At 66.8% G+C, this 14,196-nt stretch carries 17 protein-coding genes; 13 read left to right on the forward strand and 4 right to left on the reverse strand.

The annotated features are described in order from the left end of the window. Positions 1-97: 97 nt before the first annotated feature. Positions 98-1,987, reverse strand: coding sequence for a DNA topoisomerase IV subunit B (parE, locus tag ABE464_RS00665; protein WP_102788297.1), 1,890 nt, complete (start codon positions 1,985-1,987; stop codon positions 98-100). A gap of 163 nt (positions 1,988-2,150) precedes the next feature. Between parE and ABE464_RS00670 the strand changes: the two genes are divergently transcribed. The 9 genes from ABE464_RS00670 (at position 2,151) to truD (ending at position 9,764) form a co-directional block, all read left to right on the forward strand. Then, positions 2,151-2,390: a hypothetical protein gene (locus ABE464_RS00670; protein ID WP_088433184.1), complete on the forward strand. Its 240-nt coding sequence runs from the start codon at positions 2,151-2,153 to the stop codon at positions 2,388-2,390. 378 nt (positions 2,391-2,768) lie between these two features. Beyond that, the gene (locus ABE464_RS00675) at positions 2,769-4,433 is read left to right on the forward strand and encodes a CTP synthase (protein ID WP_346470314.1); all 1,665 of its coding nucleotides are present in this window, start codon (positions 2,769-2,771) and stop codon (positions 4,431-4,433) included. Positions 4,434-4,538: 105 nt separating this feature from the next. Then, the gene (gene kdsA, locus ABE464_RS00680; protein ID WP_088433181.1) at positions 4,539-5,369 is read left to right on the forward strand and encodes a 3-deoxy-8-phosphooctulonate synthase; all 831 of its coding nucleotides are present in this window, start codon (positions 4,539-4,541) and stop codon (positions 5,367-5,369) included. Then, a complete protein-coding gene (locus tag ABE464_RS00685) occupies positions 5,366-5,782 on the forward strand; it encodes a hypothetical protein (RefSeq protein WP_346470315.1) in 417 nt (138 codons plus the stop codon). Before kdsA ends, ABE464_RS00685 begins: the two co-directional genes overlap by 4 nt. Positions 5,783-5,851: 69 nt before the next feature. Continuing rightward, positions 5,852-7,138 carry a phosphopyruvate hydratase gene (gene eno / locus ABE464_RS00690; protein ID WP_346470316.1) on the forward strand — a complete coding sequence of 429 codons (1,287 nt, stop codon included), beginning with the start codon at positions 5,852-5,854 and terminating at the stop codon, positions 7,136-7,138. Positions 7,139-7,142: 4 nt separating this feature from the next. Beyond that, on the forward strand, positions 7,143-7,493 hold the full coding sequence (ftsB, locus tag ABE464_RS00695; RefSeq protein ID WP_265310090.1) for a cell division protein FtsB: 351 nt from the start codon (positions 7,143-7,145) through the stop codon (positions 7,491-7,493). Beyond that, a complete protein-coding gene (gene ispD, locus ABE464_RS00700; protein WP_346470680.1) occupies positions 7,490-8,188 on the forward strand; it encodes a 2-C-methyl-D-erythritol 4-phosphate cytidylyltransferase in 699 nt (232 codons plus the stop codon). Before ftsB ends, ispD begins: the two co-directional genes overlap by 4 nt. Before the next feature lie 38 nt (positions 8,189-8,226). Beyond that, positions 8,227-8,724, forward strand: a complete 498-nt coding sequence (gene ispF / locus ABE464_RS00705) for a 2-C-methyl-D-erythritol 2,4-cyclodiphosphate synthase (protein ID WP_346470317.1) — start codon at positions 8,227-8,229, stop codon at positions 8,722-8,724. Further along, positions 8,721-9,764: a tRNA pseudouridine(13) synthase TruD gene (truD, locus tag ABE464_RS00710; RefSeq protein WP_346470318.1), complete on the forward strand. Its 1,044-nt coding sequence runs from the start codon at positions 8,721-8,723 to the stop codon at positions 9,762-9,764. The genes ispF and truD overlap by 4 nt, the downstream gene beginning before the upstream one ends. An 83-nt stretch (positions 9,765-9,847) precedes the next feature. Here truD and ABE464_RS00715 read toward each other — a convergent pair whose 3' ends face one another. Beyond that, positions 9,848-10,387 (reverse strand): Smr/MutS family protein, encoded by a 540-nt coding sequence (locus ABE464_RS00715; RefSeq protein ID WP_346470319.1) that lies wholly within the window; start codon positions 10,385-10,387, stop codon positions 9,848-9,850. Between the two features lie 186 nt (positions 10,388-10,573). On the opposite strand from ABE464_RS00715, the gene surE reads away from it, so the two are divergent. The 4 genes from surE to ABE464_RS00735 are packed head-to-tail and all read left to right on the forward strand — an operon-like array spanning position 10,574 to position 13,440. Further along, a complete protein-coding gene (surE, locus tag ABE464_RS00720; RefSeq protein ID WP_346470320.1) occupies positions 10,574-11,353 on the forward strand; it encodes a 5'/3'-nucleotidase SurE in 780 nt (259 codons plus the stop codon). Then, positions 11,350-12,027, forward strand: a complete 678-nt coding sequence (locus ABE464_RS00725; RefSeq protein WP_346470321.1) for a protein-L-isoaspartate(D-aspartate) O-methyltransferase — start codon at positions 11,350-11,352, stop codon at positions 12,025-12,027. The genes surE and ABE464_RS00725 overlap by 4 nt, the downstream gene beginning before the upstream one ends. 19 nt (positions 12,028-12,046) lie before the next feature. Continuing rightward, positions 12,047-12,661, forward strand: coding sequence for a YqaA family protein (locus ABE464_RS00730; protein WP_346470322.1), 615 nt, complete (start codon positions 12,047-12,049; stop codon positions 12,659-12,661). Beyond that, positions 12,658-13,440, forward strand: coding sequence for a peptidoglycan DD-metalloendopeptidase family protein (locus ABE464_RS00735; protein WP_346470323.1), 783 nt, complete (start codon positions 12,658-12,660; stop codon positions 13,438-13,440). The genes ABE464_RS00730 and ABE464_RS00735 overlap by 4 nt, the downstream gene beginning before the upstream one ends. Positions 13,441-13,493: 53 nt before the next feature. Here ABE464_RS00735 and ABE464_RS00740 read toward each other — a convergent pair whose 3' ends face one another. Together ABE464_RS00740 and yhbY are read right to left on the reverse strand one after the other, a co-directional pair. Beyond that, positions 13,494-13,868 (reverse strand): Mth938-like domain-containing protein, encoded by a 375-nt coding sequence (locus ABE464_RS00740; RefSeq protein ID WP_346470324.1) that lies wholly within the window; start codon positions 13,866-13,868, stop codon positions 13,494-13,496. Between the two features lie 13 nt (positions 13,869-13,881). Beyond that, positions 13,882-14,187: a ribosome assembly RNA-binding protein YhbY gene (yhbY, locus tag ABE464_RS00745; RefSeq protein WP_346470325.1), complete on the reverse strand. Its 306-nt coding sequence runs from the start codon at positions 14,185-14,187 to the stop codon at positions 13,882-13,884. Positions 14,188-14,196 lie beyond the last annotated feature (9 nt).

A 14,196-nucleotide genomic window follows, 5' to 3' on the forward strand; every position in this document is an offset into this window, starting at 1 on the left:
CCTTGCGTGCCATCACGCACCACGCAGCCCAAGAAAAAACCCGCCGGAAGGCGGGTTTTTCAATGTCACAACAGACCGGAATGTCACGACCGGCCGATCAGACCTCCAGCGAAGCCAGATCGCCCTTCTTCTCCAGCCAGCCCTTGCGGTCGCTGGCACGCTTCTTGGCCAGCAGCATGTCCATCAGCGAATGGGTCTGCTCGCCGTCATCGATGGTCAGCTGCACCAGGCGGCGGGTATCGGGATGGATGGTGGACTCGCGCAGCTGCTGCGGGTTCATTTCACCCAGGCCCTTGAAGCGGGTCACGCTGATCTGGCCCTTGATCTTCTCGCGCTCGATCTTGTCCAGCATCGTGCGCTTCTCTTCCTCGTCCAGGGCGTAGAACACCTGCTTGCCCACGTCGACACGGAACAGCGGCGGCATCGCCACGAACACGTGGCCGGCATCGACCAGCGCCGGGAAGTGCTTGAGGAACAGCGCGGTCAGCAGGGTCGCGATGTGCAGGCCGTCCGAGTCGGCGTCGGCCAGGATGACCACCTTGCCGTAGCGCAGGCCGGCGATGTCTTCCTTGCCCGGGTCGCAACCGATCGCGATGGCGAGGTTGTGCACTTCTTCGGAGGCCAGCACGCTGCCCGAGGACACTTCCCAGGTGTTGAGGATCTTGCCGCGCAGCGGCAGGATCGCCTGGAAGTCCTTGTCGCGCGCCTGCTTGGCACTGCCGCCGGCGGAGTCGCCTTCGACCAGGAACAGCTCGGTGCGCGACAGGTCCTGGCTGATGCAGTCGGCCAGCTTGCCGGGCAGGGCGGGGCCCTGGGTGACCTTCTTGCGGGTCACCAGCTTCTCGGTCTTCAAACGCGCACTGGCGCGCTCGATCGCCAGCTGCGCGATCTGCTCGCCCAATGCGACGTTCTGGTTGAGCAGCAGGCTGAAGGCATCGTGCGCGGCGCCTTCGACAAACCCGGCCGCCTGGCGCGAGGACAGGCGTTCCTTGGTCTGGCCGCTGAACTGCGGGTCGGTCATCTTCAGCGACAGCACGAACGACACGCGGTCCCAGACATCTTCCGGGGCCAGCTTGACGCCACGCGGCAGCAGGTTGCGGAAGTCGCAGAACTCGCGCAGCGCCTCGGTCAGGCCGGTACGCAGGCCGTTGGCGTGGGTGCCGTGCTGCGCGGTCGGGATCAGGTTGACGTAGCTTTCCTGGACCAGCTCGCCCTCGGGGATCCAGGCCAGGGCCCAGTCCACGATCTCGTTTTCTTTTTTCAGGTGACCCACGAACAGGTCGGCCGGCAGCATCTCGCGCTCGCCGAGCTCGGCCTTGAGGTAATCGCTCAGGCCATCTTCGTAGTACCAGGTGTCCTGCTCGCCGGTGGCTTCATCGAGAAGCTTGACGGTCAGGCCCGGGCACAGCACGGCCTTGGCGCGCAGCAGGTGGCGCAGCCCCCGCAGGTTGTACTTGGGCGTGTCGAAGTACTTCGGGTCGGCCCAGAAGCGCACGCGGGTACCGGTGTTCTTCTTGCCGACGCTGCCGACCACTTCCAGCGGGGTGGCGCGGTCGCCATTGCGGAAGGTGATGCGGTGTTCGCTGCCGTCGCGCTTGATATGCACTTCGACCAGGGTGGACAACGCGTTGACCACGCTGACGCCAACGCCATGCAGGCCGCCGGAGAAGGTGTAGTTCTTGTTGTTGAACTTGCCGCCCGCGTGCAGGCGGGTCAGGATCAGTTCGACGCCGGGGATCTTCTCCTCGGGGTGGATGTCCACGGGCATGCCACGGCCGTCATCGCTGACTTCGCAGCTGCCGTCCTTGAACAGCGTGACTTCGACCGTGTGGGCGTGTCCGGCCAAGGCTTCGTCGACGGCATTGTCGATGACTTCCTGCGCCAGATGGTTCGGGCGCGCGGTGTCGGTGTACATGCCAGGGCGGCGCTTGACCGGGTCCAGGCCGGACAGGACTTCAATATCGGCGGCGTTATAGCGGGCGTTCATCTGTCTTCATAAAGCGCAATGCGACGGCGAAGTTTGCGGTCTGGACGGCTTTTTTGCACGCCACACGTTCAGGGGGCGGCCGACCGGGGCGCGATAGACTGTCTGCGATGGGAAACCGGACCCTCCGGCGCCCCATTCCATGCCATACCGCGAGGAGCACCCCATGAAGAAGTTGCTGACCATCGTTGCCATCGCCGCCGCCGTGGTGGCCGTGCCCATGGCACTGGCCCAGAACGCCGGACAGGGCCAGCCCACGCCGCAGCAGGGCGAACAGGCCGACAAGGCGCAGGCTGAGGCGGATGCCAAGGCCAAGCGCCGCGCCGCCGCCACGGCCGAAATGAAGGCCAAGGGCGAGCAGGCCCCGCAGAAGGAAGAGGAAGAAGAAGCGCGGAAGAAGCGCTGATTCCTGTTGCCTGACTACCGACGCCCCGGCCTGGCCGGGGCGTTTTTTATGTGAAGGCCGTCATCCGCCCCTTGGGCTGGAGGCCGTCAATCTGTAAACTATGGCTTTCCGGGAGTAGTGCGTGTCATCCATCAGCGAATGGACTGGCCTGATCGTGCGCGATCGCCAGCAGGGTAGGCAGGAGGTGACGGTCCAGACAGCGGCCGGCACGGCTGACCCGACGTCGCTGACCCACTCCCGCACCGTATCCCCCCTGATCCAGCCCTTGGCGCGTGAAGACGCCGCGGCCAGCCGGATCGTCCCGATTTCCCCCTTTACGTCGTCCGTCGCCCCGCGCGCCGGCGCCGTTTCCCCCTTCCTGACAGGACACCCCCAGCCATGACTCCCTTGATCTTCGTAACCGGCGGCGTAGTGTCCTCGCTCGGCAAAGGCATTGCCGCCGCGTCGCTTGCCGCCATCCTTGAGGCCCGCGGCCTGCGGGTGACGATGATGAAGCTCGATCCGTACATCAACGTCGACCCGGGCACCATGAGCCCGTTCCAGCACGGTGAAGTCTACGTCACCGATGACGGCGCCGAGACCGACCTGGACCTGGGCCATTACGAGCGCTTCGTGCGCACCCGCCTGAGCCGCAAGAACTCGGTCACCACCGGCCGCATCTACGAGAACGTGATCCGCAAGGAGCGTCGCGGCGACTACCTCGGCGCCACCGTGCAGGTCATCCCGCACATCACCGATGAAATCCGCCGCTGTATGGACGAGGCCACCGAAGGCTTCGACGTGGCGCTGGTGGAGATCGGCGGCACCGTGGGCGACATCGAATCGCTGCCGTTCCTGGAGGCGATCCGCCAGGTGCGCACCGAGCGCGGCCCGGAGAAGGCGCTGTTCATGCATCTGACCCTGGTGCCGTACATCGCCGCCGCCGGTGAGCTGAAGACCAAGCCCACCCAGCACTCGGTCAAGGAACTGCGCTCGATCGGCATCCAGCCGGACGTGCTGCTGTGCCGTTCCGAGCAGGTCGTGCCGGATTCGGAGCGCCGCAAGATCGCCCAGTTCACCAACGTCTCCGAACGCGCCGTGATCAGCGTGCCGGACGTGGACGTGCTGTACCGCATCCCGATGGGCCTGCACGCGCAGGGGCTGGATGACATCGTCATCAACCAGCTCAAGCTCGGCGACAAGGCCGGCCCGGCCGACCTGCACGAGTGGGAAGCGGCGGTGGATGCCACCCTGCACCCGCTGGACGAGGTCACCATCGCGGTGGTCGGCAAGTACGTCGATCACCAGGATGCGTACAAGTCGGTCGGCGAGGCCCTCAAGCACGGCGGCCTGCGCCAGCGCACCAAGGTCAACCTGAAGTGGCTGGAAGCACAGGAGCTGGAAGACAGCGACCTGGCCGCGCTCAAGGATGTCGACGGCATCCTGGTGCCGGGCGGCTTCGGCGACCGTGGCTTCGAAGGCAAGGTGCTGAGCTCGCAGTTCGCCCGCGAGCAGAACGTGCCGTACTTCGGCATCTGCTACGGCATGCAGGCCGCGGTGGTCGATTTCGCCCGCCACGTGGCCGGTCTGGACGGTGCCAACAGCACCGAGAACGACCGCCAGTCGCCGAACCCGGTGATCGGCCTGATCACCGAATGGCGTACCGCCACCGGCGATGTCGAGAAGCGTGACGACAAGAGCGATCTGGGCGGCACCATGCGTTTGGGCCTGCAGGAGCAGCGCCTGAAGCCGGGCACCCTGGCCCGCGAGCTGTACGGCAAGGACGTGGTGTCCGAGCGTCACCGCCACCGTTACGAGTTCAACAACCGTTACCGCACCCAGCTGGAAGATGCGGGCCTGGTGATCGCCGGCAAGTCGATGGATGACACCCTGGTGGAAGTCATCGAGCTGCCGCGCGACCAGCACCCATGGTTCCTGGCCTGCCAGGCGCACCCGGAGTTCCTGTCCACGCCGCGCGAGGGCCACCCGCTGTTCATCGGCTTCATCCGTGCCGCGCGCGAGCGCAAGGCCGGTGGCAAGCTGGCCCAGGACGCAGCTGCCTGATCGCGGCCTCCCACTTGCAGTGGGGGCCGCATGCCCCCATTGCAGAGCGCTAATCACCCACGGCGGCTGGCCTGGCCAGCGTTTGCCGGACAACAAGGAAATGCCATGAAACTGTGTGGATTCGACGTCGGGCTGGACCAGCCCCTGTTCCTGATCGCCGGCCCGTGTGTGATCGAGTCGATGCAGCTGCAGCTGGACGTGGCGGGCAAGTTGAAGGAAATCACCGATCGCCTCGGCATCAACTTCATCTTCAAGTCGAGCTTCGACAAGGCCAACCGCACCTCGGGCACCGCCTTCCGCGGCCCGGGCATGGAAGAAGGCCTGAAGGTCCTGGCCGAAGTGAAGAAGCAGATCGGCGTGCCGGTGCTGACCGACGTGCACGAATACACCCCGATGGACGAAGTGGCCTCGGTGGTGGACGTGCTGCAGACGCCGGCCTTCCTGGTGCGCCAGACCGATTTCATCACCAAGGTGTGTGCCACCGGCAAGCCGGTCAACATCAAGAAGGGCCAGTTCCTGTCCCCGTGGGACATGAAGCCTGTCGTGGAGAAGGCCAAGGCCACCGGCAACCAGGACATCATGGTCTGCGAGCGCGGTGCCAGCTTCGGCTACAACAACCTGGTCAGTGACATGCGTTCGCTGTCGGTGATGCGCGATACCGGTTGCCCGGTCGTGTTCGATGCCACCCATTCGGTACAGCTGCCGGGCGGGCAGGGCAACAGCTCCGGTGGTCAGCGCGAGTTCGTGCCGGTGCTGGCGCGTGCGGCGGTCGCTGTGGGGGTGTCGGGCCTGTTCGCCGAGACCCACCCGGATCCGTCCAAGGCGCTGTCCGATGGCCCCAACGCGTGGCCGCTGGACCGCATGGAAGAACTGCTCGAAACCCTGATGGAACTCGACGCGGTCACCAAGAAGCACGGGTTCTCGCGCTTCGCATGACGGCCCATGTTCCGGCGTCACCCGCGGTTGTCCGCGGCTGGCGCGGCTGGGCCTGGGGCTGGATCGCGCTGGGTGCGGCGATCGCGGTCTGGTGCGGCGTGTTCCTGCAGGTGGTGCTGATGTTCGCCAGCGTCGGCTCGCCCGGCGATGGTGACAACGCCTTGCGCTCGGTGATGCCGATGCTGCTGGTGACGTTGTCGCTCACCGGCACCGCCGCGCTGGCCTGCGTGATCGCCAGCGTGCTGGCATTCCGGCTGCGCCGGCGACCCGCCGGTGGTGGCGTCGCGCTCGCGTTGCTGGCGCTGTTGCTGGTGGTGCTGTTGATCCCGTCGCTGGTCTCGCGCCAGGCCATCGTGGCCGACGTACTGCCGGCCGCCACGCCGATTTGGCAAGTGACGGGTGTGCAGGGATAATCACGCGGCATGTTTTTTTCGGCGCTGCATTGGCGGCGCCTCCCCTCTCTGACTGGTAACCGGCCCGCTATGACCACGATCCGCAGCATCCACGCCCGTGAAATCCTCGACAGCCGTGGCAACCCCACGCTGGAAGCCGAAGTCATCCTCGAGGACGGCTCGTTCGGTCGTGCCGCCGTGCCCTCGGGCGCCTCGACCGGCACCAAGGAAGCCGTGGAACTGCGTGACGGCGACAAGACCCGTTACCTGGGCAAGGGCGTGCGCAACGCCGTGTCCAACGTCAACACCACGATTGCCACCGCGCTGAAGGGCTTCGATGCCGCCGACCAGGAAGGCCTTGACCGCCGCCTGATCGATCTGGACGGCACCGAGAACAAGGGCCGCCTGGGCGCGAACGCGCTGCTGGGGGTTTCGCTGGCCAACGCCCATGCCGTGGCCGCCTCCAAGAAGCAGGCACTGTGGCAGCACCTGGCCAACGGCCGCGACGTGACCCTGCCGGTGCCGATGATGAACATCATCAACGGCGGCGCGCATGCCGACAACAACGTGGATTTCCAGGAGTTCATGGTGCTGCCAGTCGGCTTCACCTCGTTCTCCGAGTCGCTGCGTGCCGGTACTGAAATCTTCCATTCGCTCAAGTCGGTGCTCAAGGGGCACGGCCTGAGCACGGCGGTGGGCGACGAAGGCGGCTTCGCGCCGGACTTCCGCAGCAACGTCGAAGCACTGGACACCATCCTGGAAGCCATCGGCAAGGCCGGCTACACCGCCGGTGAAGACGTGCTGCTGGGCCTGGACGTGGCCTCCAGCGAGTTCTACGAGAACGGCAAATACAACCTGGTGGGTGAGAACAAGCGCCTGACCTCCGAGCAGTTCGTCGACTTCCTGGCCGACTGGGCTGCGCAGTACCCGATCGTGACCATCGAAGACGGCCTGGCCGAGAACGACTGGGCCGGCTGGAAGCTGCTGACCGACCGCATCGGCAACAAGGTACAGCTGGTGGGCGACGATCTGTTCGTCACCAACCCGAAGATCTTCAAGGAAGGCATCGAGACCGGCACCGCCAACGCGATCCTGATCAAGGTCAACCAGATCGGCACCCTGACCGAGACCCTGGAAGCGATCGCCATGGCGCACGCGGCCAACTACGCCTCGATCGTCTCGCATCGTTCGGGCGAAACCGAAGACACCACCATCGCCGACATCGCCGTGGCCACCACCGCCACCCAGATCAAGACCGGCTCGCTGTGCCGCAGCGATCGCGTGGCCAAGTACAACCAGCTGCTGCGTATCGAGGAAGCCCTCGGTGCCGGCGCGCGTTACGCCGGTCGTGACGCGTTCGTGTCGCTGAAGCGCTGATCCCATGCGCAACTGGCGCTGGCTGCTGCTGGTGCTCGCGCTGCTGCTCGCATGGCTGCAGTACCGCTTCTGGTTTGGGCCGGGGAACTCGGGCGAAGTGATGATGCTCGAGGCCCAGGTCGAGAACCAGAAGCGGGACAACGCCGGCCTGCAGCAGCGCAATGATGCGCTCGCTGCCGAGGTCAAGGACCTCAAGGAAGGCGAGGCGGCCATCGAAGAACGCGCGCGCAGCGAGCTGGGCATGATCAAGCCCGGCGAGAAGTTCTACCGCGTGGTGGAAGATGCGCCGGTGCCGCCGCCGCGCGCGCCGACGGCCGTCACCGATCCGGATGCGCCGCACCAGGATGTGCCCTGATGGCGGGCATCTGGGCGGTGGTTCCTGCTGCCGGCCGTGGCACCCGCTTCGGCGGGCCCACGCCCAAGCAGTATCTGCTGGCCGGCGACCGCGTGTTGCTGGCCCATACCCTCGAGGCACTGCTCTCGCACCCGGTCGTGGCCGGGGTGATGGTGGTGGTCGCCGAGAACGATGCCGACTGGCCGGGCTGGCAGTCACTGGCGGACAAACCCATTCTGACCTGCATCGGCGGTGCGACCCGCGCCGGCTCGGTGCTGGCGGGCCTGCGTGCATTGCCCGATGACGTGCGCGCCGATGATTTCGTGCTGGTGCACGACGCCGCGCGTCCGAACCTGGCTGCGGCCGATCTCGGTCGCCTGCTGGAAGTCGGCCGCGCCGACCCGGTCGGCGCGATCCTGGCCGCGCCGGTGCGCGACACGCTCAAGCGTGCCGGCGATGACGGTGGTATCGATGCCACCGAGCCGCGTGAACGCCTGTGGCGTGCGCTGACCCCGCAGCTGTTCCGCCGCCACCAGTTGGCGCGCGCGCTGCAGGAGGCGGCCGACGCCGGCGTGGAGGTCACCGACGAGGCCATGGCCATGGAGCGCCAGGGGCTGCGCCCGCTGCTGGTGGAAGGCAGCGAAGACAACTTCAAGGTCACCACCCCGGCTGATCTGTCCCGTTTCGAATTCGTGTTGTCGCGTCGCGAACCCTGACGTCCGCACGCGCCGCACCCAACCGCAGGTTTTTCGCAATGACCACGCCACAGTTTCCTCCCTTCCGCATCGGACAGGGCTACGACGTCCATGCCTTCGGCGAGGGCGACCACGTCATGCTCGGCGGTATCCGCGTCGCGCACAGCTCCGGCGTGCTCGCGCACAGTGACGGCGATGTGATCCTGCATGCGCTGTGCGATGCGATGCTTGGTGCGCTGGCACTGGGCGACATCGGCGTGCACTTCCCGCCGACCGACATGCGCTGGAAGGGCGCCGACAGCGCCCACCTGCTGGATCATTGCAACGGGCTGCTGCGCGCGCGCGGCTGGCAGGTCGGCAACACCGACATCACGGTGATCTGCGAGCGACCCAAGGTCGGCCCGCATGCGCTGGCCATGCGTGAGCGCATCGCTGCCGTGCTCGGCATTGCGTTGGACTGCGTGAGCGTGAAGGCCACCACCTCGGAGAAGCTGGGCTTCACCGGCCGCAGTGAGGGCATCGCCGCCCAGGCCAGCGTGCTGCTGGTGGCCCTGTGATCCCGTTGCCGCTGGCGTTCGGTGCGCCGCTGCTCACCGCGAAAATCCGTACCACGCCCGAGGATTTCCAGGTCGACGAACTGCCGGCGTTCGAGCCGAGCGGCGAGGGCGAGCACCTGCTGTTGACGATCCGCAAGCGCGGCGCCAACACCGTGCATGTCGCCAAGGTGCTGGCCAAGTGGGCCGGGCTGCCGGACATGGCGGTCAGCTACGCCGGTATGAAGGATCGCCACGCGGTCACCACGCAGCGCTTCAGCGTGCACCTGCCCAAGCGCGTAGCGCCGGATCCGGCGCTGCTGGCCTCCGATGAGATCGAAGTGATCGAGTCGACCTGGCACAACCGCAAACTGCAGCGCGGCGCCCTCGCGGGCAACCGCTTCAAGCTGGTGCTGCGCGATGTGCAAGGCGATGCCGCGGCCATCGAAGAACGCCTGTCCCATATCGCCTCGCGTGGCCTGCCGAACTGGTTCGGCGAGCAGCGCTTTGGTCGCGACGGTGGCAACGTGCCGGCCGCGCTGGCGATGTTCGGCGGCCGCCGCATGCGCCCGGACCAGCGCTCGCTGCTGCTCTCGGCCGCACGCTCGGCGCTGTTCAACCAGGTCCTGGCGTCGCGCGTGGAGCAGGGCAACTGGGATACGCCGCTGGACGGCGAGGTCTGGATGCTCGATGGCAGCCGCAGCGTGTTCGGCCCGGAACCGTGGACGGATCTGCTGGCCGATCGCCTCGGCCGCTTCGACATTCATCCCAGCGGCCCGTTGTGGGGCGAAGGCGAACTGCGCAGCACCGGTGCCGCCGCCGAACTGGAACTGGGCGCGGTCGCGGACGAGCAATCGCTCGCGCTGCGTGCCGGCTTGGAAAGTGCCCGCTTGAAGCAGGAACGCCGCGCGCTGCGCCTGCGTCCGGCCATGCTGCAGCATCAGTGGTTGGCTGCGGATGTGCTGGAGCTCAGCTTCGCGTTGCCGCCGGGCTGCTATGCCACAGCGGTGCTGCACGAGCTGGGTCCGGTGGAAGACGCCAGCCAGGCCGCACCGGAGGCGTAGAGCCACGCCACGCGTGGCTGCCGCACGATCGGACCCCGTGGCTGCCGCACGATCGGCACCCCGGGCAGCCACCCATGGGGGCTTTACCGGTTCGCCAGCAGTACCAGCACCGCGCCCGTCCCGCCTTGCCCGGCGGGCGCGGAATGAAACGCCAGCACGTCATTGCGCAGCCGCAGCAGGCGATCCACCAGGTTCTTCAGCACCGGTGCGCCGCCATCGGACTGCAGCCCCTTGCCATGGATGATGCGCACGCAGCCGTAGTCGTGCGCATGCGCTTCGCCCAGGAACTGCCGGACCAGTGCCTCGGCCTGGGCCACGGTCGCACCATGCAGGTCCAGTTCGTCCTGCACGGAATACTGCCCGCGCTTGAGCCGCTGGAACATCCGTGGCGGCAGATTCTCGCGCCGGTAGCTCGCGGTATCACCGGCTTCCAGCGGCGCGCTGTCACGCAGCAGCCGGGCAAACTCCCCCCGCGCCTCCTGTTCATCCTGCTCGGCCATCCGCGCGCGGGGCTTCGGCCGCGGCGTGGCGGGCGGGGGCGTGACCACCTTGCGCAGCGGTTTCACCTCGCCGATGGCGGCACGGAACAGGGCGGCGGGATCTTCGTCTTCAGGATGTGACATGCGTACAGCCTAATGGGCGGGAGGGGCGATGCCTACCGTTATCGGGGTAGGACGATCTGTCCGCTTGCGGCACAATAGCGAACGCACTTGCGCGGTCGTCCCGCTCCGGAAGGGGCAGGGCAGCCGCCGCCAACAGTGGGAAGTGATGGAATCGAAGTCTTGAAAAATCAAGCGGTTAAATCGCAGATGCGGATCCTGGTCAGCAACGACGACGGTGTCGATGCACCAGGCATCAAGATGCTCGCCACGGGATTGCGTGACGCGGGGCATGAAGTGACGGTGGTCGCGCCGGATCGTGATCGCTCCGGTGCCAGCAATTCGCTGACCCTGGACCTGCCGATTCGCATGAAGCGTATCGATCACTACACCTGTTCCGTGGCCGGCACCCCGACCGACTGTGTGCATCTGGCGCTGACCGGCATGCTCGAGTACGAGCCGGACATGGTGGTGTCGGGCATCAACAACGCGGCCAATCTCGGCGACGACGTCATCTATTCCGGCACCGTCTCGGCGGCGATGGAAGGGCGTTTCCTCGGTCTGCCCGCGGTGGCGATGTCGCTGGTCACGCACAATCACGAGCCGCGCCATTTCGAGACCGCCGCGCGCGCCGCGGTCGAGATCGTGACCCGCCTCAAGGCCGATCCGCTGCCCGCTGACACCATCCTCAACGTCAACGTGCCGGACCTGCCGTGGAGCGAGGTCCGGGGGTTTGAAGTGACCCGCCTGGGCAATCGGCACCGTGCTGAAGGCTGCATCGCCCAGCGCGACCCGCGCGGCAACCAGGTGTTCTGGATCGGCCCGGCCGGGCGCGAGCAGGATTCCGGCCCCGGCACGGATTTCCATGCCGTGCGCAACGGATACATCTCCATCACCCCGATCCAGGTCGATCTCACGCGCTACCAGGCGCTGGAGAAGGTGGCCAGCTGGGTGGGTGGGCTGACCGCCGCACTGGATCGGCCGGCATGAGCCCGCGCCTGCGCCTGCAGCCCGAAGCCGTCGGCATCGGCATGACCTCGCAGCGCGTCCGCGATCGTCTGGTCGACCGCCTGCGCGACGCCGGCATCACCGACGAAGCCACCCTCAATGCGATCCGTGTGGTGCCGCGTCATCTGTTCATTGATGAAGCGCTGGCCTCGCGCGCCTATGAAGACACCGCGCTGCCGATCGGCCACGGCCAGACCATTTCGCAACCATGGGTGGTGGCACGCATGACCGAAGCGATCCTGCAGTCCGCGCCGAAGACGGTGCTGGAAGTGGGTACCGGCTCGGGCTATCAGGCCGCCGTACTGGGGGCGATCGGGCTGGAGGTCTACACGGTCGAGCGCATCGGCGATCTGCTGCGCCAGGCGCGCAAGCGCTTCCGTGCGTTGGGCATGAACATCCGCAGCAAACATGACGACGGCCGTGTCGGCTGGGCCGAGCATGGCCCGTACGATGCGATCGTGGTGACCGCGGCCGCACCGGCGCTGGTCGATGCGCTGGTCGAGCAGCTCGCCGTCGGTGGCCGCCTGGTTGCCCCGGTCGGTGGCCCCGGCGCGCAGTCGCTGATCCAGTTGACCCGTCGCGATGACGGCAGTGTTGAACAGCAGGTACTGGCACCGGTCACGTTCGTACCGCTGCTGTCTGGCATGCTGGACTGATTCCAAGGAGCGTTGCGTCATGAAGATTTTTGGTCCGCTGTACGAGCGGGCAATGAAGTGGGCCTCACACGAGCGCGCCCCGACCTATCTGACGGTGTTGAGCTTCATCGAGGCGATCATCTTCCCGGTGATGCCCGAGGTGATGCTCGCGCCGATGTGCGTGGCGCAGCCCAAACGCGGCTGGTGGTTCGCCACGCTCAGCCTGATCGGCTCGATGGCCGGCGCGCTGGTCGGTTACGCCCTGGGTCATTTCGCCTTCGAAGCGCTCAAGCCGGTGTTTGCCGCGCTGGGCATGCTCAGCAGCATCGAAGGTGGCATCGCCATCGTGCAGGCCAAGATGGCCGAGTCGCCGTGGGCAGTGTTCACTTTCCTGGTGCTGGGCGGCTTCATGCCGATCCCGATGAAGGTCTTCACATGGGCATCGGGTATCGTCGGCGTGCCGTTGCCGCAGTATTTCCTGAGCATGTTGATCGGCCGTGGCAAGCGCGTGTACGTGCTGGCGGCGGTCATTCGTATTGGCGGTCCGCGCGCGGAAGCTGCGCTGCGCCGTTGGATTGAACCGCTGGGCTGGATCGCGACCGCGCTGGTGGTCGTGCTGGTGGCCTGGCTTGTATGGAGAGCGAAGTTCGCATGAGTGCTGATCGTTTGAGCAAGGGAGTGCGCACCGGCGCGCTGCTGCTGGTGGTGTCGGCGCTGAGCGCCTGTGGCACCGCCACCGTGGTGCGGCCTTCGGGTTCGGGCGGCCGTGTGGCCCACACCACCCCGCAGACCTCGGTGGCCAAGCCCGGCCAGACCGCTGTCGTCCGCCGTGGCGACACGCTGTATGCACTCGCGCGCATCCACAACATCACCCCGCGCGATCTGGCCGCCTGGAACGGGCTGGCCGAGCCGTACACGATCTATCCGGGGCAGTCGCTGCGGCTGTTCCCGGGCGGCAGTGGTGGCAGTCCGGCCCGCGCGCCGACCACCGTGGTCACCGCGCCGCGGCCGGGCAGCACCGCGCCGGCAGCAACCCCGTCGCCGACCACGGCGATCAAGAGCAACATCAGCTGGCGCTGGCCGGCGGACGGCGCGATCGTGGGCCGTTTCGTCGCCGGTGAAGCGACCAAGCAGGGCGTGGACATCGCCGGGGCCAGTGGTCAGCCGGTCCGCGCGACGGCCGCCGGCGTGGTGGTGTACTCCGGTGCCGGGCTGGTCGGTTTCGGTGAGTTGATCATCATCAAGCACAGCGACCAGTGGTTGTCGGCGTATGGCCACAACCGCAAGCGTCTGGTCAACGAAGGCCAGAGCGTGAAGGCGGGCGAGCAGATCGCGGAGATGGGCCGCACCGGCGCGGCGCGCGACATGCTGCACTTCGAGATCCGCTACAACGGCAAGCCGGTCGATCCGTTGATGTATCTTCCGCCGAAGTAAGAACGAAAAAGGCCGCCTCAACGGGCGGCCTTTTCTGAACGAAACGCGCGGTCTCACCCCTTCAGGATGAACGCCGCGGCCACCTTGCGACCCTCGCTGGCGAGGATGTTGAACGTCCGCGCGGCGGCGGGGTTGTTCATCACTTCCAGGCCGATCCCCCGCGTCAGGCAGGCCGCCATGACCGCAGCGGGCGGGAACACCTGGGTGTCGCCCGTGCCCAGCACCACCAGCGCCGGATTCAATGCCAGCACCGGCTGCAGGTGTTCGGGCGTGAGCTGGGCGATGTCGGCCACCGGCCAGGCTTCGATCAGCGTATCCGGGGCCAGGATGAAACTGTCGGCCAACGTCCGGTCATTCACCTTCGCGCTGCGGCCATCGGCGGCACGCAGGGCGTAGGCGTAGTCGGGGATTTCGTGGCTCAGCTGCATGGGCGTTCCCGGATCAGCCGCGCGGCAGGACGATCTGGCGCTGTTCCTTGCTCGGGCGGTACAGCACGGCCACATGACCGATACGCTGCACCAGCGCGCTTTCACTGGCACCGACCAGCTCGGCGATGATGGCGTCACGGGCCTCGCGGTCTTCGGCGGCGACCTTGACCTTGATCAGCTCGTGGCGCTCCAGCACCTCTTCCAGTTCAGCCAGGAAGGCCGGTGTCACCCCCTTGCCGCCGATCTGGAGCAGGGCTTTCAGATCATGCGCGTGGCCGCGGAGGAAACGGGTTTGGGAAGACGTCAGGGCGATAGCCATTCAGGAACA

Origin of the sequence: Stenotrophomonas sp. TWI587, assembly GCF_039674145.1 — a bacterium.
Classification (GTDB): domain Bacteria; phylum Pseudomonadota; class Gammaproteobacteria; order Xanthomonadales; family Xanthomonadaceae; genus Stenotrophomonas; species Stenotrophomonas maltophilia_AY.

Coding starts and splice junctions, on each gene's coding strand:
- ABE464_RS00685 (WP_346470315.1), top strand. CDS start 5,366: ATGACGGCCCATGTTCCGGCGTCACCCGCGGTTGTCCGCGGCTGGCGC.
- ftsB (WP_265310090.1), top strand. CDS start 7,143: ATGCGCAACTGGCGCTGGCTGCTGCTGGTGCTCGCGCTGCTGCTCGCA.
- yhbY (WP_346470325.1), bottom strand. CDS start 14,187: ATGGCTATCGCCCTGACGTCTTCCCAAACCCGTTTCCTCCGCGGCCAC.
- ABE464_RS00715 (WP_346470319.1), bottom strand. CDS start 10,387: ATGTCACATCCTGAAGACGAAGATCCCGCCGCCCTGTTCCGTGCCGCC.
- ABE464_RS00725 (WP_346470321.1), top strand. CDS start 11,350: ATGAGCCCGCGCCTGCGCCTGCAGCCCGAAGCCGTCGGCATCGGCATG.
- ABE464_RS00740 (WP_346470324.1), bottom strand. CDS start 13,868: ATGCAGCTGAGCCACGAAATCCCCGACTACGCCTACGCCCTGCGTGCC.
- surE (WP_346470320.1), top strand. CDS start 10,574: ATGCGGATCCTGGTCAGCAACGACGACGGTGTCGATGCACCAGGCATC.
- kdsA (WP_088433181.1), top strand. CDS start 4,539: ATGAAACTGTGTGGATTCGACGTCGGGCTGGACCAGCCCCTGTTCCTG.
- parE (WP_102788297.1), bottom strand. CDS start 1,987: ATGAACGCCCGCTATAACGCCGCCGATATTGAAGTCCTGTCCGGCCTG.
- ABE464_RS00670 (WP_088433184.1), top strand. CDS start 2,151: ATGAAGAAGTTGCTGACCATCGTTGCCATCGCCGCCGCCGTGGTGGCC.
- eno (WP_346470316.1), top strand. CDS start 5,852: ATGACCACGATCCGCAGCATCCACGCCCGTGAAATCCTCGACAGCCGT.
- ABE464_RS00730 (WP_346470322.1), top strand. CDS start 12,047: ATGAAGATTTTTGGTCCGCTGTACGAGCGGGCAATGAAGTGGGCCTCA.
- ABE464_RS00735 (WP_346470323.1), top strand. CDS start 12,658: ATGAGTGCTGATCGTTTGAGCAAGGGAGTGCGCACCGGCGCGCTGCTG.
- ispF (WP_346470317.1), top strand. CDS start 8,227: ATGACCACGCCACAGTTTCCTCCCTTCCGCATCGGACAGGGCTACGAC.
- ABE464_RS00675 (WP_346470314.1), top strand. CDS start 2,769: ATGACTCCCTTGATCTTCGTAACCGGCGGCGTAGTGTCCTCGCTCGGC.